The organism is Bradyrhizobium sp. 76 (genome assembly GCF_023073025.1).
In the GTDB taxonomy this organism is placed as follows: Bacteria; Pseudomonadota; Alphaproteobacteria; order Rhizobiales; family Xanthobacteraceae; genus Bradyrhizobium.
Genome location: NZ_JADPIS010000015.1, coordinates 605,994 through 630,534, shown reverse-complemented (window position 1 = coordinate 630,534; position 24,541 = coordinate 605,994). Strand labels below are relative to the sequence as shown.

Below are 24,541 nucleotides of genomic sequence, written 5' to 3'. Positions count from 1 at the left end.
GATTACACCAGGCGGCTCTGCACCATCGCCGCGCGAATAAACGACGCGAACAGCGGATGCGGCTCGAAGGGGCGCGACTTCAGTTCGGGATGGAACTGGACGCCGATGAACCAGGGGTGATCCTCGTACTCGACGATCTCCGGCAGCACGCCGTCGGGCGACAGGCCCGAGAATTTCAGCCCGTGCTGCTCGAGGCGATCCTTGTAGGCGGTGTTGACCTCGTAGCGATGGCGGTGGCGCTCGGAAATCTCGGTCGCGCCGCCATAAACCTCCGAGACGCGGCTGCCGCGATTGAGCGCCGCGGGATAGGCACCCAGGCGCATCGTGCCGCCGAGATCGCCGGCGTTGGTGCGCTTCTCGAGCTCGTTGCCGCGCAGCCATTCCGTCATCAAGCCCACCAGGGGCTCCTTGGTCGGGCCGAACTCGGTGGAGTTGGCCTCCTCGATCCCGACGAGATTCCGAGCAGCCTCGATCACCGCCATCTGCATGCCGAAGCAGATGCCGAAATACGGCACGTCGCGCTCGCGCGCGAACTGCGCCGCGCGGATCTTGCCCTCGGCGCCGCGCTGGCCGAAGCCACCGGGCACCAGAATGCCGTTGACGTGCTCGAGGAATGGCGCGGGATCTTCCTTCTCGAAGATCTCGCTTTCGATCCAGTCGAGATTGACCTTCACCTTGTTGGCGATGCCGCCATGCGAGAGCGCCTCGATCAGCGACTTATACGCATCCTTCATGCCGGTATATTTGCCGACGATGGCGATGGTGACGTTGCCCTCGGGATTGCGGATGCGCTCGTTGATCTGCTGCCAGCTCCGCAGCTCCGGCGGAATCCGCGAGCCGATGCCGAAGGCGGCAAGCACTTCGTCGTCGAGGCCTGCGGCATGGTAAGCCTGAGGGACAGCGTAGATGCTGTCGGCGTCGCGCGCCTCGATGACGGCGCTCTCGCGCACGTTACAGAACAGCCCGAGCTTGCGCCGTTCCTCCTTGGGGATTTCGCGATCGGTACGGCAGAGCAGGATGTCCGGCTGGATGCCGATCGAGCGCAGCTCCTTGACGGAGTGCTGCGTCGGCTTTGTCTTCAGCTCACCGGCGCTCGGGATGTACGGCAGCAGCGTCAGATGAATGTAGATGGCGTGATCGCGCGGCAGCTCGTTCTTGAGCTGGCGGATCGCCTCGAAGAACGGCAGGCCCTCGATGTCGCCGACGGTGCCGCCGATCTCGACCAGCACGAAGTCGTAATCGTCGTTGCCGTCGAGGACGAAATCCTTGATGGCGTTGGTGACATGCGGAACCACCTGGATGGTGGCGCCGAGATAATCGCCGCGCCGCTCCTTGGAGATGATGTCCTGGTAGATGCGCCCGGTCGTGATGTTGTCGGCCTTGGTCGCCGGCCGCCCCGTGAAGCGCTCATAGTGGCCGAGATCGAGGTCGGTCTCCGCGCCGTCATCGGTCACGAACACTTCGCCGTGCTGATACGGCGACATCGTTCCGGGATCGAGATTGAGATAGGGGTCGAGCTTGCGGAGGCGGACCTTGTAGCCCCGGGCTTGCAACAGGGCACCGAGTGCCGCTGAAGCCAGACCCTTGCCGAGCGAAGAAACCACGCCGCCGGTGATGAATATGTACCGCGCCATGGGGCTTAACCTCTAATCCCTCGAATTCGATTCGCCAAAGCGATTCGTATTCCGCCCCAAACATTTTGCGGGGCTGTGGGTGAGCCAGAACTAAGAGTGGTGACAGAGCCTTGATGGGGATTGTTGATGCAGGACGGTAGAAGCCGCCCTGCATGGCCCCCCTGCTTTATTGCGAACGAGGTACCTGCGGGCCGCTCGGTGCCGGCGCCTGCTGCTGCTCGTCGGCCTTCTTCAGCGAATCCAGGATGCCGCCCGAGGTCGGCGGCGCGATCGGCCCGCCACCGGCCGGCTGGGTCTGCGACGCCGGTGCGCCGATAATCGACGACGGCTTGCGGTCGTAGCCGGCATACCAGGACAGGAACAGGCTGGTGAGGAAGAAGCCGACGGCCAGGATCGCGGTGGTCCGCGTCAGAAGGTTCGCCGTGCCGCGGCTCGACATGAAACCTGCGCCACCTCCCATGCCCAGGCCGCCGCCTTCCGACTTTTGGAGCAGGACGGCGCCGATCATGACGGTGACGATCATGAGGTGAATGACGATGACAACGGTCTGCATAGTGTCCTTCCGTCACAAGCCGACAGCGCCGAGACGGCGGCCAATCGTGCTTCGCGGGGTTTTCCTGAAGTTGCGCGGTGTTACACGATCAGACGGGTCATTGCCACCCCCGATCGGCCGGGTCCTAACGTTTGGAGTTAGCTAGGGACAGCCCTGCGCAATCGCAAGGAAATCCGCCGCCTTCAGGCTGGCCCCGCCGACCAGCGCGCCGTTGACGTTCTTCACGGCCATCAGCTCGGCCGCGTTCGAGGGCTTGACCGAGCCGCCATAGAGGATGCGCATCCCGGCGCCGTCCGCCTTGAACCTGGAGGTCAGGAATTCTCGGATAAAGCCATGAATCTGCTCGACATCCCCAGACGTCGGGGTCAGGCCGGTGCCGATCGCCCAGACCGGCTCATAGGCCACGACCAGATTTGCGGCAGTGGAGCCGTCCGGCAGCGAGCCGTTGAGCTGGCCGCGCAGGATGTCCAGGGTCTGGCTCGCATCGCGCTGAGCTTGCGTCTCGCCGATGCAGACGATCGCCGTCACCCCGGCGCGCCAGGCGGCCTCGGCCTTCTGCCGGATCAGAGCATCGCCCTCGCCATGGTCGGCGCGGCGCTCGGAATGGCCGACGATGATCGCGGTCGCCCCCGAATCCGCCAGCATTTCGGCGGCAATATCGCCGGTGTGGGCGCCGGAGGCCTTGGGGTGGCAATCCTGAGCCCCCACCGCGACCTTCTTGCCGCGCGCCTTCTCGGCAAAGGCTGCGATCAAGGTCGCCGGCGGGCAAACCAGCAAATCGGCTTTGCCAGCCACCTCTGCCGCACCATTGAGCATGGCGTCGAATTCGGCAGTCGAGGCCTTCAGGCCGTTCATTTTCCAGTTGCCGGCGATCAGGGGGCGGATGGCATCGGTCATGTCAAATTCCAGCAAAATTTGGTTTGTGCATGCGCTAGCAGAGGTCCCGTGGCAGTTCCAGTGACCAGGGGCTTTTAACCGCAGGCATCGAAAGCCTGTCGGACCCGAGGTTGCGGGGGGAAAGCCACCACTTTATGATGATTGATCAATTTGGTGACGCGCTTTTGCGGAATCTGCATTAAGACGCGCTCCCGTTCCCCTCCTGCCAAACAAGTTGGACCAAATGCTTCGAGGAATGCGCAAGGCCTCATCAAACTGGCTCGGCAAGACCATTATGGCCGTTGTGATGGGCGTGCTGATCATCAGCTTCGGCGTTTGGGGCATTGCCGACATCTTCAAGGGCTTCGGGCAATCCACCGTGGCCAAGGTCGGCGGCACCGAGATTTCGTTGAACGAGTTCCGTCAGATTTACACCGATCGCCTCCAGCAGATCAGCCGCCAGTTCGGCCGGCCGCTGTCGCCTGAACAGGCGCGCGCCTTCGGTCTCGACCGTCAGGTGCTGCAGCAGACGATCGCGGAAGCCGCCCTCGACGAAGAGGCGCGCCGGCTCGGGCTCGGCCAGTCTGACGACCAGATCCGCCAGCTCATCATGAACGACCCGAACTTCAAGGGCGTCGGCGGCAACTTCGATTCGAACCGCTTCCAGTCCGTGATCCGCAATTTCGGCTATACCGAGCAGCGCTACGTTTCGGAGCAGCGCAAGGTCTCGTTGCGTCGGCAGATCACCGGCACGATCGGTGCTGGCCTCGAGCCGCCGAAGGCGATGCTCGACGTGCTGACGCGCTTCCAGAACGAGCAGCGCGCCATTGAATTCGTCAGGCTCGACGCGGCCCAGGCCGGCACCATCGACGCGCCATCGCCCGAGGCGCTCGCCGCCTATTTCGAGGATCACAAGGTCCAGTTCCGCGCGCCCGAATATCGCAAGATCGCGTTCGTCGTGGTCTCGCCGGAGGAGATCGGCAAGTGGAGCGAGGTGTCGGACGAGGATGCCAACAAAGCGTTCGACCAGCGCAAGGACCGGCTCGGCACGCCGGAGAAGCGCCAGATCCAGCAGATCGTATTTCCCAACGCCGCCGAGGCGCAGGCCGCACGCGAGCGGCTCACCAGCGGGACGTCGTTCGAGGACCTCGGCAAGGAGCGCGGACTGAGCGCGTCCGACGTCGATCTCGGACTCGTGACCAAATCCTCGCTCGATCCCGCAGTTGGAGACGCCGTCTTCGCGCTTCCCGCCGGTGAAATCAGCCAGCCGATCCAGGGCCGTCTCGGCACGTCGATCGTCAAGGTCGACAAGATCGAGCCGGGCACTGAGGCGAACTATGCAAGCGTTGCCCCCGACATCAAGCGCGAGATCGCCACCGAGCGTGCGCGGGTCAAGGTCGCCGATCTCCGCGACAAGATGGAAGACGAGCGCGGCGGCGGTGCCAGCGTGATCGACGCGGCGCAGAAGCTCGGCCTCACCGCCGTCACCATCGACGCCGTCGACCGTTCCGGCCGCGCCCCGAGCGGCCAGCCGGTCTCCGGCATTCCGCAGGGCCTCGACGTGGTGTCGCAGGCCTTCAACACCGATGTGGGCGTCGACAACGACTCGATCTCTTTCAAGGGCGGCTATGTCTGGTACGACGTGCTTGCCATCACGCCCTCGCGCGACCGCAATCTCGACGAGGTCCGCGACCAGGTCGAGGCGCGCTGGCGCCAGGACCAGATCGCGACCAAGCTGAAGGCCAAGGCGACCGAGATGGTGCAGAAGCTCGAATCTGGCGGCAAGCTCGCCGACGAAGCAGCCGCGATCGGCGCCAAGGTCGAGACCGCCACCGGCTTCAAGCGCGACGACTCGCCCGCCAGCGTGCCCGCAACCGTCGTGTCGGCCGCCTTCCGTGTCGCCAAGGACGGCGTCGGGCAGACGGCAGTGACCGGCGGCACCGAGGTGATCGTGTTCCGCGTCACCGAGATCGTCGATCCCACGGTCGATGCCGCTTCCGAGGCGGTCAAGAAGCTGAAGGACAGTCTCGACCGTGCGCAGACCGAGGAGCAGGTCGCTTCCTACGTCAACAAGCTCGAAACCGACATCGGGACCACAATTAATCAGGCCGCCTTCGCGCAGGTGACCGGCGCGAACCAGTGAGTTGAAAGCACGCGATGGACGACCTGAAATCGATCATTGGAAAAGTGGCGACCGGCGCCAGCCTGTCGCGTGACGAAGCGGCTTCCGCCTTCGACGCCGTGATGTCCGGCGAGGCTACGCCCTCGCAAATGGGCGGCCTGCTGATGGCGCTGCGGGTGCGCGGCGAGACCGTGGACGAGATCACCGGCGCGGTCGCGGCAATGCGCTCCAAAATGCTCACGGTCGATGCGCCCGCGGACGCCGTCGACATTGTCGGCACCGGCGGCGACGGCTCCGGCTCGGTCAATGTCTCGACCTGCGCCTCCTTCATCGTTTCGGGCGCCGGTCTGCCGGTGGCCAAGCACGGCAACCGCGCACTGTCGTCGCGCTCCGGCGCCGCCGACGTGCTGGCTTCGCTCGGGGTGAAGATCGATCTGAGGCCGGAGCAGGTCGGCCGCTGCATACGCGAATGCGGCATCGGCTTCATGTTCGCCCCCGCCCATCATCCCGCCATGAAGAACGTCGGCCCGACCCGGGTGGAGCTTGCGACACGCACGATCTTCAACCTGCTCGGCCCCTTGTCCAATCCGGCGGGCGTGAAGCGGCAGATGGTCGGCGTGTTCTCCCGGCAATGGGTGCAGCCGCTGGCGCAAGTACTCAAGAACCTCGGCTCTGAATCCGCCTGGGTCGTGCACGGTTCCGATGGCCTCGACGAAATAACCCTCACCGGCCCGACCTTCGTCTCCGCGCTCCACAACGGCGAGATCCGGAATTTCGAGGTGAAGCCGGAGGACGCGGGCCTGCCGCGCTGCGAGGCCGGTGCACTCAAAGGCGGCGACGCCGACGCGAACGCTATCGCCTTGCAGAGCGTGCTCGACGGCAAGCCGAGCCCCTACCGTGACGTCGCGCTGATCAACGCCGCTGCCGCATTGGTCGTGGCGGGGCGAGCCAAGGACCTCAAGGAAGGCGTCGTGATCGGCGCAAAATCACTCGACAGCGGCGCGGCGAGCGCGCGGCTGAAACATTTGATCGCGGTCTCGAACGGCTGAGCCTGACATGTCGGATATCTTGACCAAGATCGAAGCCTACAAGCGCGAGGAAATCGCGGCGGCCAAGCGCGCGCAGCCGCTGTCGGCTGTGGAAGCGAAGGCCAAGGCGCAAGCAGCACCGCGCGGCTTCCTGCGCGCCATCAAGGCCAAGCACACCAATGGCGACTACGCGCTGATCGCGGAGGTCAAGAAGGCCTCGCCGTCAAAGGGCCTGATCCGCGCCGATTTCGATCCGCCGCTGCTCGCAAGGGCCTATGAGGCCGGCGGTGCTGCCTGCCTGTCGGTGCTGACGGACACGCCCTCGTTCCAGGGCCATCTCGACTTCATGGTAGCGGCACGCGCGGCAACGTCACTGCCGGTGCTGCGCAAGGATTTCATGTTCGACACTTACCAGGTGGCGGAGGCCCGCGCGCACGGCGCCGACTGCATCCTGATCATCATGGCGGCGCTCGATGATGCCACGGCAAAAGAGCTCGAGGACGCCGCCATCACCCATGGCATGGACGTGCTGATCGAGATCCACGACCGCGCCGAGCTTGATCGCGCACTGAAGCTGCGTTCGCCGATGATCGGCGTCAACAATCGAAATTTACGCACCTTCGAAACCACGCTTGCGACCAGCGAAACATTGGCGCCGCTGATTCCGCAGGACCGGCTGATGGTCGGCGAGAGCGGCATCTTTACGCCCGCCGATCTCGCCCGGCTCGAGCGCGTCGGCATGTCGACCTTCCTGGTCGGCGAGAGCCTGATGCGGCAAGCCGACGTAACCGCTGCGACCCGTACGCTGCTGGCGCGCGAGACGACGGCGCGTGCGACGGGCACGCGCTGACATGGCCCGTAAGCCGACCGCGACGAAACCAGCCAAGTCCAAGTCCAAGACCAAGACCGGCCCTGCCCTCACCCATATCGGCGCCTCCGGCGAGGCGCGGATGGTTGACGTGTCGGATAAGCCCGCGAGCGAGCGGCTCGCGGTCGCGGAAGGACGCGTTGTCATGACCAGGGCGACGCTTGACCTGATCGTGTCCGGCAACGCCAAGAAGGGCGACGTGCTCGGCACCGCCCGCATCGCCGGCATCATGGCCGCCAAGCGCACCGCGGAGCTGATTCCGCTCTGCCATCCCCTCGCGCTGTCGAAGGTGACGGTCGAGATCGAGCCCGACGCGACGCTGCCGGGCTGCCTCGTCCGCGCCAGCGTGAAGGTCACGGGCCCGACCGGCGTCGAGATGGAAGCGCTCACCGCCGTCTCGGTCGCCTGTCTCACCATCTACGACATGATCAAGGCGGTGGAACGCGGCGTGCGCATCGAAGGCATCCACCTGGTCGAGAAGCTCGGCGGCAAGTCCGGCCATTACCGCGTCTGATTGCCGCTGCTACTTCAGCGATGCGCTGATCGACCCGAATTTTGAATTGAGCTTGCTGCCCGGGCCGTTCACCACGGCGATGATCGCAAGCGCGATGCCGGCGGCGATCAGGCCATACTCGATCGCGGTTGCGCCGGTTTCGTCGGCGAGAAAATCCTTCAAAGCATTCTTCATGATCGTATCCCTCTGCGTCATTGCGAAGACGTTCGTCGTTGCGAAGACGTTCGCAATTCGTGTGCCAATACGAACTTGAGGATCGCCAGCACCTTAGATGGTTAAGCTTCGATTGATCATCGCGATGATCGGCAGAAATTGTTCGGCCGCGGAAGCTTCCGGCAATTCCTGCAGGCCGCGCGTCCCGCATATTGATTGCTTTTGTGAGCGTCCGTTCACGGCGCATTAACCCAGCTTGCTAACTTCGCCTCCACTCCGTTCCCGTAAACCAACGGATGTTTCCGGGGCCAAGAATTGACCCTGACGTGCGCACGACAACGATCGATCATGATGACGGGATTCGGCAGTCGCCTTTTTGACCAGGCCTTCGTGCGCAGCGGACCGATCCGCTGGCTGGTGGTGGGCGGCACGCTGCTGATCGCTGCGATCGCCGTCGGCGCGACGCTGATGGCGCAGAATTTCCGCGAACGTGCGCTGCGCAGCTCCGGCCGCGAGCTGGAAAACACCGTGCTGATGCTGGCCCATCATTTCGACCAGCAATTGCAGGATTTCGCGGTCATCCAGAAGGATTTCGTCGACTACGTCCGCGCGAGCGGCATTACCAGTGCGGCGGACTATCGCAAGCGCCTCGCCGGCCAGGACCTCCATCGGATGCTGCGTTCGAAGATCGACGCACTGCCCTACATAGGCGGCCTCAATATCATCGATGCCGAAGGCAATTTGATCAATTCGTCGACGGCATGGCCGGCTCCGAACGTGAACGTTGCCGATCGCGCCTATTTCCAGACCTTCCGGTACGATCCCGACGCTCCCGACGTCCTGATCGAGCCACTTTACAGTCGCATCTCCGGCGCCTGGACCATCCTGATCGTGCGCAAGATCGTCGGACCGAACGGCGAATTCATGGGTGCGGTCGGACGCGGCATCGAGCCGGCAAATTTCGAAAAATTCTTCGAGTCAGCCGTGCTCGGCGAAAGCACGACGATCTCGATGCTGCACCGGGACGGCACGATGCTCGCCCGTTATCCCCATTCCAATGAATTGATGGGACGGAATTTCAAGAACGGTCCGTTCGCGCATCAAAGGGTTTTCGGGCTCGACCATTTTACCGGCCGCTTCATGAGCCCCGTCGACGGCGAAGACCGGCTGATTTCCTCACACGCCCTGCCTCACTTCCCGATCCTGATGATGGCCACCACGACGCGCGCGACGGCCCTGACGGACTGGCGCGAGCAGATCGGCATCCTGATCTCGGTCGCGGCCTCTTCCGCGCTGGCCATTGCGGGCGTGTTGATCGCGATCGTTCGCAAGCTCCTGGAGCAGCATCGTCTTTCGCGGGAACGGCTGACGCTGGAAAAGCAGCGTCTCGACCGCGCCGTCAACAACATGACCCAGGGCCTGCTGCTGTTCGACGCCTCGCAGCAGCTCGTGATCTGCAATCAGCGCTACATCGAGATGTACGGGCTGTCGGCCGAAATCGTGAGACCCGGCTGCAGCTTTCACGATATCATCGCACACCGCAAAGCCACCGGCTCGTTCACCGGCGATGCGGACCAGTATGTCGCACGGGTCCTGCGCGACGTCCACGTGCGCAATTCCATGGTGGTCGAGACCTCCGACGGTCGCTCGATCCAGATCGTCAACGAACCGCTCACGGACGGCGGCTGGGTGGCGACGCATGAGGACATCACGGAGCGCCGGCGTATCGAGGAGCGCATCACCCATCTCGCTCATTACGACGCGCTGACCGACCTGCCCAACCGCACCATGTTCCACGAGCATCTGCGTCAGGAACTCGATCTCGTCGCCGGGGGCGAACAACTCGCGGTGCACTACATCGACATCGACGAGTTCAAGGGCGTCAACGACGCGCTCGGGCACCTCGTCGGCGACGAGCTCCTGAAGTCGGTCGCGCAGAGCCTCCACCGCTGTGCGGGGCCGGCGGACTTCGTGGCGCGCCTCGGCGGCGACGAATTTGCCATCGTCCAGAGCGCGGTGACATCGCTGGATCAGGTCAACGAACTCGTCGCGCGGGTGTTTGAGGCCATCCGCGCGCCGTTCGACTGCATGGGACATCATCTTGCCACCGACGCCAGCTTCGGCATCGCGCTGGCGCCGCAACATGGAACGGCGCTGGACCAGATCCTGAAGAACGCGGATATGGCGATGTACGCCGCCAAAGCCGCAGGGCGCCGCACCTACCGCTTTTTCGAGCCGGAGATGGACGCCAAGATCCACGAGCGGCGGCAGCTCGAGATCGACCTGCGCCACGCCATCGCCCAAGGCGGGCGCGAAGGCGGCCTCGAGGTGTATTACCAGCCCTGCCTCAGCCTGAAGGACGACCGCATCACCGGCTGCGAGGCGCTGGTGCGCTGGCGCCATCCCGAGCGCGGCATGGTCTCGCCGGCCGAGTTCATTCCGATCGCCGAGGACACCGGCCTGATCAACGAGATCGGCGAATGGGTGCTGGCGACCGCCTGCCGGGACGCGGCGAACTGGCCTGACGACATCCGCCTCGCCGTCAACGTCTCGCCGGTGCAGTTCAAGAGCGGCACGCTGGCGCTGAAGATCATGGCGGCGCTTGCCGCCTCCGATTTGCCGGCGAGCCGGCTCGAGCTCGAAATCACCGAGGCGGTGCTGATCCGCGACGACGACACGGCGCTTGCAATCCTGCATCAACTCCGCGCCATCGGCGTCCGCATCGCGCTCGACGATTTCGGCACCGGCTACTCCTCGCTGAGCTATCTGCACCGCTTCCCGTTCGACAAGATCAAGATCGACCGCTGCTTCGTCAGCGACATCGCCGGCCCCGACGGCTCCGCCAGCATCGTGCAGGCGGTCGTCAATCTCGCGGCCGCCCGCCGCATGACCACCACGGCCGAGGGCGTCGAGACCGAGGAGCAGCAGCGTCTGCTGCGTGCACTCGGCTGCTCCGAGATGCAGGGCTATCTGTTCAGCGCCGCAAAACCCGCCGACAAGGTGCTGGAGCTGTTCGCAGTTCATCGCAGTCGTCTCGCCCAGCGCGGCGGCAACGAAGGCCGCCGCCGCGAAGCGGGCTAGAAACATCGACGTACAGCCAAACGGCGCGAGCGACCGCTTGAATTGAAGACCGTTTGGTCTATATATCGGCAATGCGCCGCCAAAACCCAGTGCCCTCGCCCCGTGGCCGTCCCCGAAGTTTCGACACGGACGCCGCTGTCGAACGCGCGATGGGGGTGTTCTGGTCACGCGGCTATCACGCCACGGCGCTACCGGACCTGCTTCGTGCGACGCAGCTCTCGCGTGGCAGCCTTTACGCCGCTTTCGGAGACAAGCACTCGCTGTTCCTGCGTGCGCTTGATCGCTACGTCGCCGAGGCCCTGACACGGATGGACGTCGAATTCGACAAAGAGCCGGTCGATGGACTGCGGGCCTACCTCGCCGGCTATGTCGACCGAACGAGCGGGGCCAATGGTCGGCGCGGATGCCTGCTGGTGGCCACAGCCATGGAACTGGCTGGCCGTGACGCTGAAGTCGATCGCCGCATCGCGAGCTTTTTCAAAGCCATGGAGGCCAGGGTGGCTGGTGCCCTGTCCCGTGCCAAGGCGGCGGGCAAATTGGCCGATGGCGTCGAGCCCTCCAGTGCCGCCAAAATTCTCCTCTGTTTCGTCGAGGGGCTGCGCGTGGTCGGCAAAACGGCACCGACGCGGATCACGTCGCAAGCCACCGTTGACGCGCTTCTCAACCGTTTCATCAGGTAGACACGTTTGGACGCCCCTGCTGCTGGCACTCCAATATATGGACTGATCGGTCTTTAAAGAAAGAATGCCATGTCCGCCATCCAGATCGTCTGCGCTGTGGCCGTCCCCCTGCTCTGGGGTTATCAGTTCGTGGCCATCAAAGTCGGCGTTACGGAATTCCCGCCTCTGTTCTTCCTCGCGCTGCGCTTCCTGGCCATCGCAATGCTGCTCGTTCCGCTCGTCAAACGTCCCACGCGTCCACAGTTCGGCCCGATCGCGGCTATTTCGCTTTTCCTCGGTGGGCTGAACTTCGGGCTGTTCTATGTTGGCCTTGGGCTCGGCTCGGGAAGCATGTCGGCCGTCGCCTATCAACTCGCCACGCCCTTCACCGTACTGTTGGCGTGGCCACTGCTCGCGGAGAAGCCGTCTCTCACCACGTCCGCCGGAGTGGCGCTTGCATTCGTCGGCGTGGTCGTGTTGGCAGCAGGGCCCGGCCTCTCCGCAAACGCGCTTCCACTGCTGCTCGTGGTCGGGGCGGCCTTCGCTTTCGCGGTGTCCAACGTGTTGACGAAGCGCTACGGCCCTTTTGATCCCCTGATGTTGATGGGATGGTCCTCGCTGCTCACCGTGCCGCAGGTCATGTTGATGTCGCTGCTCCTTGAACATGGACAACTCGCGAGCCTCGTCACGGCAGATGGACGTGGTTGGCTGGCGCTCGCCTACACGATTTTCATCGGAGGAATTGTTGGGTTTGGCCTATGGTTTTGGCTGATCGGGCGTTGCTCGATGGGCCGCGTCGCACCTTTCGGTCTGCTGCTTCCGGTGTTCGCCTTGATGTCGAGTGTGTTGTTCCTGGGCGAACACATGACTTCAAAATTGATGATCGGCGGGCTGCTCGCGATCTCCGGTGTCGCCTTGACACAGTTGAGACCGAGCGCCTTGAACCCCAGCTGAGACGCGTCCAAGACGAATTCGCCCGGGAGCGGCCATCCACTCCCGGGCGATCGATGTCTGGAACTGGCGAGAGCCTAGTTCGGCACCGCAGCCTTCGGCCCGGGCTTGGCGGCGACCGCATTCGCGGTTTGGCCGTGCAGGAAGTCGTAGGCCGTATGCAGGGCCTTGTCGTCTTTCGCCTCCGGCGGGACATAGGACTGCGATCCGGTCTGCTCGGTGCCATCGGCCGCCTGGAGATGGCCGCGCATCTGGGACTCCGCCATGGTGTCCATCCGGCCCTTCAGCTCGGGCGGCACGTCCTGGAGGATCTCGATGTCGGGCGCGATGCCCTGGGCCTGGATCGAGCGGCCCGAGGGCGTGTAGTAGCGCGCCGTGGTCAGCGCCAGCGCGCCGTTGCCGGCGCCGAGCGGGATGATGGTCTGCACCGAGCCCTTGCCGAACGAGCGCGTGCCGATGATGGTCGCGCGCTTGTGATCGTGCAATGCGCCGGCCACGATCTCGGAGGCCGAAGCCGATCCGCCGTTGACCAGAACCACCAGCGGTTTGCCCTTGGTGAGGTCGCCGCCATGCGCGGTGAAGCGCTGGGTCTCCTCGGCGTTGCGGCCGCGGGTCGAGACGACTTCGCCACGCTGCAGGAACGCGCTCGACACTGACACGGCCTGGTCGAGCAGTCCGCCCGGATTGTTGCGCAGGTCCATCACGTAGCCGACCAGCTTCTCCGGCGGAACGTCCTTCGAGATCGATGAAATCGCCTTCTTCAGGCCGTCGGTGGTCTGCTCGTTGAACGAGGTGACGCGGATATAGCCGATATCGCCGTTCTCGACGTGGAAGCGCACGGGGCGCACATGGATGATCTCGCGCTTGATCGCGACGTCGAGCGGGGCGTCGGCCCCCTTGCGCACGATCGTGAGCTTGGTCTGGGTCTCGACCGGCCCCTTCATCTTGTTGACGGCCTGCTCGAGCGTCATGCCCTGCACGGCATCGCCGTCGATCTTGCTGATGAGGTCGCCCGACATGATGCCGGCCTTGGACGCCGGCGTGTCGTCGATCGGCGAGACGACCTTGACCAGCCCCTCCTCCATCGTGACCTCGATGCCGAGCCCGCCGAACTCGCCGGAGGTGGTCTCCTGCATCTCGGTCCAGGCCTTGTCGTTCATGTAGCGCGAGTGCGGATCGAGCGAGGTCACCATGCCGGTGATCGCGCCTTCGATCAGCTTGGCATTGTCAGGCTTCTCGACATAGCTCGCCTTCACCCGCTCGAACACTTCGCCGAACAAATTGAGCTTGGAATAGGCGTCGTCCGCGCTCGCTGCCGCCCGTGCCGCCCACACGCCGCCGTGCGGACTGGCTACCAGAAGGGTCAGACACGCTCCGGTGAGCGCGCCCATTGGAAACAGCAGGGTTTTCCGCATGGATAGACTGGCCTTTTTGCTTCGCGGTTCGGTGGGGCTGGAGAGCCGCCATGCAAATGGCGATCCAGCCTGCTTCTCACAATACCATTCTGGTTTCTTCAAGGCCGGGATGCCACGCCGGCGGATACACCGTAAAAATCCCTTCGTCGGGGCCTAAACTTTTGGCAACGTTGCAGGACCCGGTTCGTGCGCAGCGGGGACGGCCGGCCGGCCCACGCCTTGCAGCCATGCCATTTTAGGATGGTTTTGGCGACCTGGACGGGTTAGGCGATGAGGTAAGGCTTCAAATTCTCGGGAGGATAACAATGAACGAAGCACCCCGCATCCAGCCGGACAGGAACGTCGAGCTCGGCGCCAGCACCGAGCCGTTCCAGAATCTGCACGAATTCATCCGGAAAGCGCGTTCCAACCTCAACCAGAATGCCTGGGATTATATCGTCGGCGCGGCCGAAACCGAGACCACGATGCGTCGCAACCGCATGGCGCTGGACGAGATCGCCTTCCGCCCGCGTGTGCTGCGCGATGTCCGCAAGGTCACCGGCTCGGTCGAGCAGTTCGGCCGCAAGATGCGCCTGCCGGTGGTGCTCGCCCCCGTCGGCGCGCTCGAGATCTTCGATCCGGATGGCGCCGCGAGCGTGGCACGCGCCTGCGGCACTTTCGGTGCGGCGCACATGCTCAGTTCAGTGTCCGAGCCCGGCCTCGAGAAGACCGCCGAAGGTGCGCCCGACGCGCTGCGGCTCTACCAGCTCTATGTGCGCGGCGACGACGCCTTCGTCGCCGACGTCGTCAGCCGGGCTGAGAAGAACGCCTATGCCGCCTTCTGCCTGACCGTCGATACCGCTCATTACAGCCGTCGCGAACGTGACATCGCCAAGCGCTACGTTCGCGAGAGTCGGCTGCGCGCCACCGGCGGCGATTACCAGAAAGGTCTGGAGTGGCGGACCGTGAAGATGATCAAGGACAAGTTCAAGATCCCGCTGATCCTCAAGGGCATCGCGACGGCAGAGGACGCGCTGATCGCGATCGATCACGGCGTCGAATGGATCTACGTCTCCAACCATGGCGGCCGTCAGCTCGATCACGGTCGCGGCGCCATGCACGTGCTGCCCGAGATCGTTGACGCCGTGAACGGCCGCGCAAAGATCATGGTCGATGGCGGTGTCTGTCGCGGCACCGACATCGTCAAGGCGATCGCAGCGGGCGCCGACCTCGTCGGCATCGGCCGGCTGCAATGCTGGGCGCTGGCGGCGGCCGGCGAAGCCGGCGTGGCGCGCATGCTGGAGCTGCTCGAGGACGAAGTGCTGCGCTGCCTCGGCCTCTTGGGTGCGACCTCGTTCGCCGAGGTCAACAAATCCTGCCTGCACCACGCGACCGCAACCAACGCGCCGAGCGTGTTCAGCGCGTTTCCACTGTTCGACCACGAGCCATATCGATACTGAGTGAAAGGATGCAGGTGACATCGCTCTCTCCCGGCAGCGCGGATGCGCTTCTGTTCGATCTCGGCCGCGTGGTGCTCGATATCGATTTCTCCAAGGCGATCGCCTGCTGGGCGGGACACGCCGGCTGCAAGCCCGAATCCATCGTCGCGCGCTATGTGCGCGACAGCGAAGCCTATCGGTTGCACGAGATGGGGAAGATCAGCGATGAGGATTATTTCGCCTCATTGCGAGCCTCGCTCGGAATCGGCATTTCAGATGCGCAGTTCCTGGAAGGCTGGAACGCGATCTTCGCCGGTGAAATGCCTGACATCGCCGAGCTGCTGCCGCGGGCAGCGAAGCAGATGCCGCTGTACGCTTTCTCCAACACCAACCGGCCACACGTGGACCATTTCTCAAGGGAATATGCCGACCTCCTCGGCCATTTCCGCGAGCTGTATTTGTCGTCCAGCATCGGCCTGCGCAAACCGGATGCCGAGGCCTTCGACCACGTCGTCGCGGCGATCGGCGTGCCCGCCGGGCGTATCGTGTTCTTCGACGATCTTGCCGAAAACATCGAGGGAGCGCGGGCGCGCGGCTTGACGGCCGTGCATGTGACCTCGCCGCGTGATGTGGGGAACGCATTGAAAGCATTGGGCATCTGACGACGATCTGCCGCCGCGAGACCCCCGGAGATGCGGCCAACGCGACTAATTGTGAAGAAGTTTAGGAACCCGATCACTTTGTGCATTTTTATACAGAGTTCCCGGAACGGAATGCCGTCTTCCGGACTCTAGAGTCCGTTGGGACTTCTACAGACGGATGCATCATCGTGTTGGGCAAAACCTACCTCACCAAGCAGGCCTCTCTTCTTCTTGAATTCGCCAGGACAACTTCAGATTCGGATCTTTCCGCCAAGCTTGTGAGCAAGGCCGCCGACCTGAAATCCCAGGCCGATCCGCTGCCCGACAAGGATCAGGGACCCAAGGCGCCCGACGTAACTCACGGGCAGCCAGGGAGCTGATCGATGCAGGCCGGGGCGCTCGTCGTTCTCGTCTTGCCATGACCATTGTCCTGCCGATCTGGCACGTTCTTCGGATCGTGCCGCAACGCGCTTGATCCTGCCTTCCGGAACAATGCGGTGGGATGACTGCACCCGCTCGGCTGTTTTGCCTCTGCGCCCGCGCTCGGCTAGAAGACGTGCGGAACATTCGCCCGAACGTGCCGAGCAGGAGTTTTCGCCGTGGCCTTGATGCCGGTTTCCGACGCGCTTGCCGCGGTGCTGGCGGGTGCAGAGCCGCTGCCGGAAGAAATGATCTCCCTCGACCAGGCCTACCATCGCGTGCTCGCGCGTGACGTCGCGGCGCGGCGCACGCAGCCGCCGCAGGCGATGTCGGCGATGGACGGCTACGCGGTGCGAGCGGCCGATGCCGCGACGATCGATTCGGAGCTCACCATCATCGGCGAAGTCGCGGCGGGCCGACCGTTCGCGGGGATGGTCGGCGCCGGCGAGGCCGTGCGGATCTTCACCGGCGGCGTCGTTCCCGGTGGCGCGGACGCCGTCGTGATCCAGGAGGACACCGTCGCCGCCGGCAAGCGTATCACGATCAAGGAAGCCGCGATCGCCGGTCGGCACATTCGCCCCGCCGGCGTCGATTTCCGCGAGGACGACGTGCTCCTGCGCAAGGGAAGCCGTCTCACCGAGCGCGACCTCGCGCTCGCCGCCGGGATGAATCATCCGCACCTTGCCGTTTGCGGGCGTCCGAAGGTCGCGATTCTCGCCACCGGCGACGAACTGGTGATGCCGGGCAGCACGCCCGGCCACGGCCAGATCGTCTATTCCAACGGCTACGCCCTGCACGCGCTCGCCCGCAGCGAAGGCGCCGAGACCATCGACCTCGGTATTGCCGCCGACACGCTGGAGGCCACCACCGCCGGCATCCGCCGCGCCCGTGAGAGCGGCGCCGACATCCTGATCACGACCGGAGGCGCATCGGTCGGCGACCACGATCTGGTCCAGCAGGCACTGCGGGACGAAGGCATCGCGATGGCGTTCTGGAAGATCGCGATGCGGCCAGGCAAGCCGATGATGCACGGGCGGCTCGGCGCAATGGGCGTGATCGGTCTGCCGGGCAATCCCGTGTCGTCCTACGTGTGCGCTTTCCTGTTCATGGTGCCGCTGATTCGTGCCCTGTCGGGCCGTTCAGTGATTCACCATCGCCGTGAGCGCGCCGTGCTCGGCCGCGACGTCAGCGCCAACGACCAGCGCGAGGACTATCTGCGCGCGCATCTGGAGGAGCGCGACGATGGCACACGCGTCGTTCTTCCCGTCAATCATCAGGACTCTTCGCTGCTTGCGAATCTCGCTGCAGCGCAGGTACTTCTCGTGCGCGCACCGTTCGCGCCGAAGGCCGAAGCCGGCACGGCTTGCGAAGTGTTGCGGCTCCCTGTCTGAGCGCCCCGGCAATGCGCGTTCCGCCAACTTTGCTCTGTTCACGGTAAATTAAGCAGTTGCGGAACATGTATCGAACATATAGTGTCCGTTCATGATTTGTTTCGAGCATGTAGCGGCATATTGCCGAATTCAGCGTCTCGGAATCGGACGACATCAACCGGGGGACTTTGGTCGAGATGTTAACGCGCAAACAATACGAGCTTCTGCGGTTCATCAGTGAACGTCTGAAGGAAAGCGGCGTACCGCCCTCCTTCGACGAGATGAAGGATGCGCTCGACCTGCGCTCGAAGTCGGGCATCCATCGCCTGATCACGGCGCTCGAGGAGCGTGGCTTTATCCGACGCCTGCCCAACCGCGCCCGTGCGATTGAAGTCATCAAGCTGCCGGAGCTCCAGGCAGCCGCAGGCAGCCGCCGCGGCTTCACGCCGAGCGTCATCGAGGGCAATCTCGGCAAGGTGCGCGCGAGCTCCAGCCTGCCCGCGGACGAGGGCGAACGTCCCGTCGCGGTGCCGGTGATGGGTCGCATCGCGGCCGGCACGCCGATCGAGGCGTTGCAGACCCGCAGCCATACTATCAGCGTACCGCCTGACATGCTCGGCTCGGGCGAGCATTACGCGCTCGAAGTGCGCGGTGATTCCATGGTCGAGGCCGGCATCCTTGACGGCGACATGGCGCTGATTCAGCGCAACGAGAGCGCCGATACAGGGGACATCGTGGTGGCGCTGATCGACGACGAGGAAGCGACGCTGAAGCGCTTCCGCCGTCGCGGCGCCTCGATCGCGCTCGAGCCCGCCAACGCGGCCTATGAGGTCCGCATCCTGCCGCCCAACCGGGTGAAGATTCAGGGCAAGCTGATCGGGCTTTACCGGAAGTACTGATACCGGGCGTCCTTGATACCGGGAGTACTTCATACCGGAGGTGCTTGGCGCCGCGTGCGCTTCCGATCGGCATCGCCGGTCAGGGATTGGAGCGGATCATCGTCCGCTCCGGCTGGGTAGTCTTTCTGGTTCTGCACAGACTATCCGGCCCCTCCTTCGGCGCTGGCTCCTCGCGACGCCCACGAAGCGGAACTGGTTCGCGGCGCAAGTGTTCGAGGAAACAGCGGCCAGCGATCAAGCTCGACCGTGGCAGTCAAGCCGGCGATATTCGCGCACGCGCCTCCCGAATGCATCGCAACTCGCTTTGTTCCTATTGAATTCGGGAAAGATAATGTGATCGCGGCTCGCGGAAACCAGCCGCAGATTTGCCCACAACCAAGCAGAGCTTCATGCTTCAACTCTGATAGAGGCCTGCGCCTCGATTAAGAGACGCGGGTTGCTATCCCAGCATGAGGAGCACCCGATGTGTGACTACAGCCTGCATGCCGTCGCGTCGCGCCCCGCCGAAGTCGGCGAGACGATCGTCACGACAAGCTTCCGCGGCACCTCGACGCGCGGCTTCGCCTCGGCAGCCGATCCGTCTGTTGCCGTCTGCCTGCTGCCGGGAACGGAGCTCGCCTTCGCCGACGACGTTCGCTACGACAATCGCTGGATCTGGACGCGCACCATCAATTCCCGCGTGGGCAAGTTCGGCAAGATCGATCCGCACGTTCCCGACCGCCATCACGACGCGATCGAATTCCCCGACGGCAAATATGTGCTGGTGACGCAGCTCGTCGAAGGCCAGCGCGCGACCGTGCTGCAACTGCCTGTGACCCAGCCGGTGACGGAGCGCGAGCACAAGGCGCAGGTCATCGTCGACAGGCAGCCGACCGTCACGCGCCTGCCGATCGGCTGACGCAGCCGGCTACGAGGTCGGAGGTCAAGATTGAATCGCCGTCGCCGGCCGTGGCCGGCGAGATGGCGCGGTTTGCGCCCAGTGAATCCGAGCAGATGCACCAATCCACTGCATTGCTCCGCACCGTCAGATCAATCGTCGGCCTGCAAGTCGGTCTCCGCCGGCGTTGCGTCCTTGATGCGGGGTGCGATCGCCTTGGGCGCAAGGCTGCCGTCGAAATCACCCTCGCCTGCGCCGGCTGGCAACGAGGGGCGGCTCGCGCCTCTCGCCCTCACCGCCTGAACCACAAAGCCGTCACCACGCTGCGTTAGCGCCAGCGCACTCTGGCTGGCGAGCCGTTGCCGATCGACCACCATCGCCGCGCAATCGGGCGGCGCGGGGCGTGTCGTCACCACCAGCGCGGCCCGACTACAATCGTCCGCGAGAGCGTCGACGCGCAGTGCCAGCGCGACCAACCTCCCGTCGGCCAGTGGCGTCACGCAGCCCGATTCGTCACAGGACACGCCATCGGCCAGCGAGGCTCTGCCGGCATCGCGCGGATCTGCGTCGGCAGCGAGCCACTCCTTGAGCAGAAAGCTGTCCTTGCTCGTCCTGATCAGGTGCAGATGTCCGTCCCTGCCCCGCACCGCGACGCTGGCGCCATCCCCGGCAATCAGGATGTCGGGCTGCCGCGCCGACAGTCCCCAGAGGATCGCTGCCAGCAGGACCAGGGCGCCGGACCAGCGTAGCGGCGTGCGCAACAAGCCTAGCACAATGATTCCCAGGCTCGCCGCGATCAGCGGCGTGATCCCGAACGCCGGGATGCGGCCGACCGCGCCCGGTAAGGCCGCGACCCAGCGCGAGACCGCGACCATCCACTCGATGCCGATCCCCATCAGCCACCAGAACACGCTGTCCAGCCCGAACGGCGCAGCAAGCAGCCCCAACAATCCCGCCGGCATCACCAGCGCCGAGACCACCGGCATCGCGCCGAGATTGGCAAGCACGCCAAACGGCGTGACACGGTGGAAATGGAAAGCGGCGTAGGGCGTGGTCGCAAGTCCCGCAATCAGCGAGGCCATGAACAGCATCGCGATCTCGCGGCCACCCCACATCGCAATGCGCGCGGTCGCCGAATGGTCCGGCGAGGCAAACAAATTGGGCATGCCGATCTGCACCAAGGCGACGAGCCCGAGCGTTGCCGCAAACGACATCTGAAAACTCGGATGCACCAGTGCTTCCGGCGCGACCGCCAGCACGATCAGCGCGGCGACAGCAAGCGTGCGAAAGGTGATGGCGCGGCGATCGACCATCACCGCGATCAGCACTACCGCCGTCATGAAGAACGATCTTTGCGTTGCGACCTCCGCGCCCGACAGCAGCAGGTAGAACGCAGCAGCGACCAGCGCGGCGGCCGCCGACCATTTCTTGATGGCGAAGCCGGCCGCAAGTCCCGGGATCAGAGCGAGCAGCGCCCGCACCGCGAAGAACACGACACCGGCAACGACGGCCATGTGATAACCGGAAATCGAGAGCACGTGGCCGAGACCGGAGATGAACATCGCATCGTTGACGGGCGTGGTGATCGCATCGCGCCGCCCGGTAAGCAGCGCGGTCGCGATCGCCCGGTTGTCGCCGTCGAGCGTCGCCCGGATGCGGGCATCGATCGCATCGCGCAGGCCTTGCATGAAGGCCGCATAACGCAGCCGCAAGCCGGCGGTCTCAGGCGGCGGCGCCACCGTGATTGCGCCCATCGCGAAGCCGGAGGCGCCGATGCCCTGGAAGAACATGTCACGCGAAAAGTCGTAGCTGCCGGGCCGCACCGGCGCGAGCGGCGGCATCAACCGTGCCTTCAGCTGAACGAAGCTACCGACCTCCGGCGCGGTGCCTTTGCGGACCGACAGGCGCACGCGCTCAAGCCTGACGTCGCTGCGTTGCGCCTCCATCGCAGTGACGCGCAGCACGAAACGATCGGTACGCTCGCGGATGTCGCGAGCCTCGACAAAGCCCGACAACGACACCGAATAGAGCGCCTTTGCCAGCACCGGGTGGGCGATGCGCGCCGTCTTCCAGGTCGCGACGGCAAAGCCGGCCGCGACCGCCGCGATCATGATGGCTGGGGCGAACAGCCGGCTCCGCCGCAACAGAGCCGCGCCAAGCAGGAGTGCGATGGCGGTCGTGGCAACGACCCACAGTACTGGCTCGTGATCGGCAGAGAAATAAAGCGCGATGCCGCAGCCAAACGCTACGGGCACCCACGGCAACAGCCGCCCGGCGCCAGCCTCGGCGCGTAGCCATGCGCGGAGGGTCTCGGCCAGCGATGTCCAGAGGTCGAGGCCTGCAGGCGCGAGGCCGCCCGCGGACGCGGTGCGGCCCGCGGGCCACGTCCCTGCGATCCCCTGCGACCGTACCGGCCGGCCCGGCTCCGCCATTTCGTGCACTCGATGATACGCAACGAAGTCAGAAGCTACCGGAACGTGCAGGCGGGCGGATAGCGGTACGGATCAGGAACGAAAGGTTGCGATCGCTACTTTTCCTCTTCCATCGTCACAGCGACATCGGCCTTGGCCGACAGCCGGACCTTGTTGCCCTCGATATCGGCGACGAGGCCCTTGTCGATGAAGTGATGATGCCCCTTGTGGCTGCCCTCGCCGCTGTCCTTCTTGGTCAGCTTGATGCGATTGCCTTCGACCTTGTCGACGGTGCCGATGTGGACGCCGTCGGCGCCGATGACTTCCATATGCTCTGCGATGTTCTGCATGGTGGGTTCCTTATTGGGCCCACCCCAACGCGCGAGGTGCATGTTCGTTCTCTCACGAGGATGACGAAGTCGTGTGCTCCACCGGTCAGATCAGCGGCGCCTGCGACGAAGCATGGTGATTGACGATCTTCCAGTCGCCGTCCTCGCGCATGATGACCCAGCTCATCTTGACCGAGAAATCGGGGCGTTCGCCGGCGAGATCGAACGAGATGCTCGCGGCCATATTGATCAGATCAGGACCTGCCTGCGCCGCCTTCACCTCGGAAAATAACGCGCTCGGCTTGCGCCAGCGTGGCAGGCCGTTGAAATAGTCTGCGACGCCGTCCCTGCCCCGGTAGAGCTTTGGGTTGGAGCCGAAGAAGAACGCATTCTTCGAATACAGAGACGAGAGTGCCGCGGCGTCGAGCGTGGCGAAGCCGGCGCGCCATTTCGCGATGATGGCGGAAACGATGGCGTCGGCTTCGTCTCTCATTGTGGTCCCTCAGCCTTTGGCAACTTCCTTCGCGAACGTGTCGCGCAGACCGATGGTCCTGGAAAACACCGGTCTGCCGTGCGTCGAGTCCTTGTCGCGCACGAAATAGCCCTGGCGCTCGAACTGCATCGGCTCGGTCGAATTGCTCTCGGCGACCGATGCTTCGACGCGGGCATCAGCGAGAATTTCCCGCGACTGCGGATTGAGGTCGGCCGCAAAATTCGAGGCGTCCGGGCTCGGATTGGCAAACAGCTGGTTGTAGACGCGGATTTCCGCGGGCACGGATGTTGCCGCCGACAGCCAGTGCATGGTGGCCTTGACCTTGCGGCCATCGGGCGCGTTACCGCCCTTGGTCGCGGGATCGTAGGTGCAGCGCAGCTCCACCACCTCGCCGGCCTCGTTCTTGATCACGCCGGTGCACTTGACGAAATAGGCGTAGCGCAGCCGCACCTCGTTGCCCGGCGACAGACGGAAGAATTTTTTCGGCGGGTTCTCCATGAAGTCGTCCTGCTCGATATAGAGCTCGCGGCCGAACGTGATCTTGCGCGTGCCGGCGGAGGGATCGTCCGGATGGTTGATCGCCTCGAGCTCCTCGGTCTGCCCCTCCGGGTAGTTCTCGATCACGACCTTGAGCGGCTTCAGCACCGCCATGCGCCGCTGCGAGGTGCGGTTGAGCTCCTCGCGGATGCAGAATTCGAGCATGCCGACGTCGACAACGCTGTTGGCCTTCGCCACGCCGATGCGCTTGACGAATTCGCGAAGGGCGGCCGGCGGCACGCCGCGGCGGCGCATCCCCGCCATGGTCGGCATTCGTGGATCGTCCCAGCCCGCGACATGGCCCTCGCGGACGAGCTGGGTCAGCACGCGCTTGGACAGCAGCGTGTAGGTCAGGTTCAGCCGCGCGAATTCGTACTGGTGCGGCTTCGAGGGCACCGGCAGCTTCTCGATGAACCAGTCATAGAGCGGCCGATGGTCCTCGAACTCCAGCGTGCAGATCGAGTGCGTGATGCCTTCGATCGCGTCCGACTGGCCGTGGGCATAGTCGTAGCTCGGATAGATGCTCCACTTGGTCCCGGTGCGCGGATGGTGCGCATGCAGGATGCGGTACAGCACGGGGTCGCGCAGATTGATGTTGCCCGCAGCCATGTCGATCTTGGCCCGCACCACGCGCGCGCCGTTCGGGAATTCGCCCGCCTTCATGCGACGGAACAGGTCGAGGTTTTCATCCACGGTGCGATCGCGGAACGGCGAGTTCTTGCCGGGCTCGGTCAGCGTGCCGCGCGCAAGACGGATCTCCTCCTGGGTCTGGTCGTCGACATAGGCGAGCCCGTCTCGGATCAGCTGCTCCGCCCATTCATAGAGGCGATCGAAATAGTCCGAAGCGAAGAACAGGTTCTTGCCCCAGTCGAAGCCGAGCCAGCGCACGTCGGCCTGGATGGAATCGATATATTCCTGCTCTTCCTTGACCGGATTGGTGTCGTCGAAGCGCAGATGGCAGCGGCCCGGAAATTCCTGGGCAATGCCGAAATTAAGCGCGATCGACTTGGCGTGGCCGATATGGAGATAGCCGTTCGGCTCCGGCGGGAACCGGGTCACGATCTCCTTGTATTTGGCCTGGTCGAGGTCGGCCTGGATGATGTCACGAATGAAATCGCGCCCAACCTCGTTCGCCACCGGTTCTGTCATTACGAAAATCCTGTAGGGAAATCAGCGGCCCTTCTGCCAAATTCGGGAGGCTGAGCCAAGGGCTTAAGCAAGGTCTCAAGCAACCCTTCGCGGACCGCTGCCGGGCTTTAGTTATGCTCCGGTCCTGTTATATACCACCGCCT

22 protein-coding genes are annotated in these 24,541 nt (G+C 64.3%); 13 read left to right on the top strand and 9 right to left on the bottom strand.

What is annotated here, in order from left to right; genetic code table 11:
* Positions 1-2: 2 nt before the first annotated feature.
* The 3 genes from IVB48_RS03910 to tpiA all read right to left on the bottom strand — a co-directional run bounded on the left by IVB48_RS03910 (position 3) and on the right by tpiA (position 3,084).
* The gene (locus IVB48_RS03910; protein ID WP_007590604.1) at positions 3-1,634 is read right to left on the bottom strand and encodes a CTP synthase; all 1,632 of its coding nucleotides are present in this window, start codon (positions 1,632-1,634) and stop codon (positions 3-5) included.
* Between the two features lie 166 nt (positions 1,635-1,800).
* Positions 1,801-2,187, bottom strand: coding sequence for a preprotein translocase subunit SecG (secG, locus tag IVB48_RS03905; protein ID WP_007590603.1), 387 nt, complete (start codon positions 2,185-2,187; stop codon positions 1,801-1,803).
* Positions 2,188-2,328: 141 nt separating this feature from the next.
* On the bottom strand, positions 2,329-3,084 hold the full coding sequence (gene tpiA / locus IVB48_RS03900) for a triose-phosphate isomerase (RefSeq protein WP_247397619.1): 756 nt from the start codon (positions 3,082-3,084) through the stop codon (positions 2,329-2,331).
* Between the two features lie 223 nt (positions 3,085-3,307).
* Here tpiA and IVB48_RS03895 point away from each other — a divergent pair, with 223 nt between their 5' ends.
* The 4 genes from IVB48_RS03895 to moaC are packed head-to-tail and all read left to right on the top strand — an operon-like array spanning position 3,308 to position 7,595.
* On the top strand, positions 3,308-5,206 hold the full coding sequence (locus IVB48_RS03895) for a peptidylprolyl isomerase (RefSeq protein ID WP_247397617.1): 1,899 nt from the start codon (positions 3,308-3,310) through the stop codon (positions 5,204-5,206).
* A gap of 14 nt (positions 5,207-5,220) precedes the next feature.
* Entirely contained in the window at positions 5,221-6,234 is a 1,014-nt protein-coding gene (gene trpD / locus IVB48_RS03890) for an anthranilate phosphoribosyltransferase (RefSeq protein ID WP_247289643.1), read from the top strand.
* A gap of 7 nt (positions 6,235-6,241) precedes the next feature.
* Positions 6,242-7,063, top strand: coding sequence for an indole-3-glycerol phosphate synthase TrpC (gene trpC / locus IVB48_RS03885; protein WP_247289640.1), 822 nt, complete (start codon positions 6,242-6,244; stop codon positions 7,061-7,063).
* A 1-nt stretch (position 7,064) separates the two neighbouring features.
* Positions 7,065-7,595, top strand: a complete 531-nt coding sequence (moaC, locus tag IVB48_RS03880) for a cyclic pyranopterin monophosphate synthase MoaC (RefSeq protein WP_247397615.1) — start codon at positions 7,065-7,067, stop codon at positions 7,593-7,595.
* Positions 7,596-7,604: 9 nt separating this feature from the next.
* On the opposite strand, the gene IVB48_RS03875 is transcribed toward moaC, so the two are convergent.
* Positions 7,605-7,769, bottom strand: coding sequence for a Flp family type IVb pilin (locus IVB48_RS03875; protein WP_247397612.1), 165 nt, complete (start codon positions 7,767-7,769; stop codon positions 7,605-7,607).
* Between the two features lie 327 nt (positions 7,770-8,096).
* Between IVB48_RS03875 and IVB48_RS03870 the strand changes: the two genes are divergently transcribed.
* From IVB48_RS03870 to IVB48_RS03860, 3 genes are all read left to right on the top strand, one after another.
* Positions 8,097-10,829, top strand: coding sequence for an EAL domain-containing protein (locus IVB48_RS03870; RefSeq protein ID WP_247397611.1), 2,733 nt, complete (start codon positions 8,097-8,099; stop codon positions 10,827-10,829).
* Positions 10,830-10,978: 149 nt separating this feature from the next.
* Positions 10,979-11,509, top strand: coding sequence for a TetR/AcrR family transcriptional regulator (locus IVB48_RS03865; protein ID WP_247397604.1), 531 nt, complete (start codon positions 10,979-10,981; stop codon positions 11,507-11,509).
* A 69-nt stretch (positions 11,510-11,578) separates the two neighbouring features.
* Positions 11,579-12,442: an EamA family transporter gene (locus IVB48_RS03860; protein ID WP_247356347.1), complete on the top strand. Its 864-nt coding sequence runs from the start codon at positions 11,579-11,581 to the stop codon at positions 12,440-12,442.
* Between the two features lie 74 nt (positions 12,443-12,516).
* Here the strand turns inward: IVB48_RS03860 and IVB48_RS03855 are convergent, their stop codons facing one another.
* The gene (locus tag IVB48_RS03855; protein WP_247397601.1) at positions 12,517-13,854 is read right to left on the bottom strand and encodes a S41 family peptidase; all 1,338 of its coding nucleotides are present in this window, start codon (positions 13,852-13,854) and stop codon (positions 12,517-12,519) included.
* A gap of 305 nt (positions 13,855-14,159) precedes the next feature.
* On the opposite strand from IVB48_RS03855, the gene IVB48_RS03850 reads away from it, so the two are divergent.
* From IVB48_RS03850 to IVB48_RS03825, 6 genes are all read left to right on the top strand, one after another.
* Complete coding sequence (locus IVB48_RS03850) at positions 14,160-15,293, top strand: alpha-hydroxy acid oxidase (RefSeq protein WP_027567127.1); 1,134 nt, start codon at positions 14,160-14,162, stop codon at positions 15,291-15,293.
* Between the two features lie 8 nt (positions 15,294-15,301).
* Positions 15,302-15,934, top strand: coding sequence for an HAD family phosphatase (locus IVB48_RS03845; RefSeq protein WP_247356345.1), 633 nt, complete (start codon positions 15,302-15,304; stop codon positions 15,932-15,934).
* Between the two features lie 167 nt (positions 15,935-16,101).
* The gene (locus IVB48_RS03840) at positions 16,102-16,293 is read left to right on the top strand and encodes a hypothetical protein (protein WP_027567129.1); all 192 of its coding nucleotides are present in this window, start codon (positions 16,102-16,104) and stop codon (positions 16,291-16,293) included.
* 219 nt (positions 16,294-16,512) lie between these two features.
* Positions 16,513-17,724, top strand: a complete 1,212-nt coding sequence (gene glp / locus IVB48_RS03835; protein ID WP_247397598.1) for a gephyrin-like molybdotransferase Glp — start codon at positions 16,513-16,515, stop codon at positions 17,722-17,724.
* A 176-nt stretch (positions 17,725-17,900) separates the two neighbouring features.
* A complete protein-coding gene (gene lexA / locus IVB48_RS03830; RefSeq protein ID WP_106945054.1) occupies positions 17,901-18,602 on the top strand; it encodes a transcriptional repressor LexA in 702 nt (233 codons plus the stop codon).
* A gap of 463 nt (positions 18,603-19,065) precedes the next feature.
* Positions 19,066-19,500, top strand: a complete 435-nt coding sequence (locus IVB48_RS03825; RefSeq protein ID WP_027567132.1) for a hypothetical protein — start codon at positions 19,066-19,068, stop codon at positions 19,498-19,500.
* A gap of 131 nt (positions 19,501-19,631) precedes the next feature.
* On the opposite strand, the gene IVB48_RS03820 is transcribed toward IVB48_RS03825, so the two are convergent.
* The 4 genes from IVB48_RS03820 to IVB48_RS03805 form a co-directional block, all read right to left on the bottom strand.
* Positions 19,632-21,911 carry a ComEC/Rec2 family competence protein gene (locus tag IVB48_RS03820; protein WP_247397595.1) on the bottom strand — a complete coding sequence of 760 codons (2,280 nt, stop codon included), beginning with the start codon at positions 21,909-21,911 and terminating at the stop codon, positions 19,632-19,634.
* A gap of 95 nt (positions 21,912-22,006) precedes the next feature.
* Positions 22,007-22,240, bottom strand: a complete 234-nt coding sequence (locus tag IVB48_RS03815) for a DUF2171 domain-containing protein (RefSeq protein WP_007610829.1) — start codon at positions 22,238-22,240, stop codon at positions 22,007-22,009.
* Between the two features lie 85 nt (positions 22,241-22,325).
* On the bottom strand, positions 22,326-22,712 hold the full coding sequence (locus tag IVB48_RS03810) for a nuclear transport factor 2 family protein (protein WP_247397593.1): 387 nt from the start codon (positions 22,710-22,712) through the stop codon (positions 22,326-22,328).
* Positions 22,713-22,721: 9 nt separating this feature from the next.
* On the bottom strand, positions 22,722-24,398 hold the full coding sequence (locus IVB48_RS03805) for a glutamine--tRNA ligase/YqeY domain fusion protein (RefSeq protein ID WP_247397589.1): 1,677 nt from the start codon (positions 24,396-24,398) through the stop codon (positions 22,722-22,724).
* Positions 24,399-24,541 lie beyond the last annotated feature (143 nt).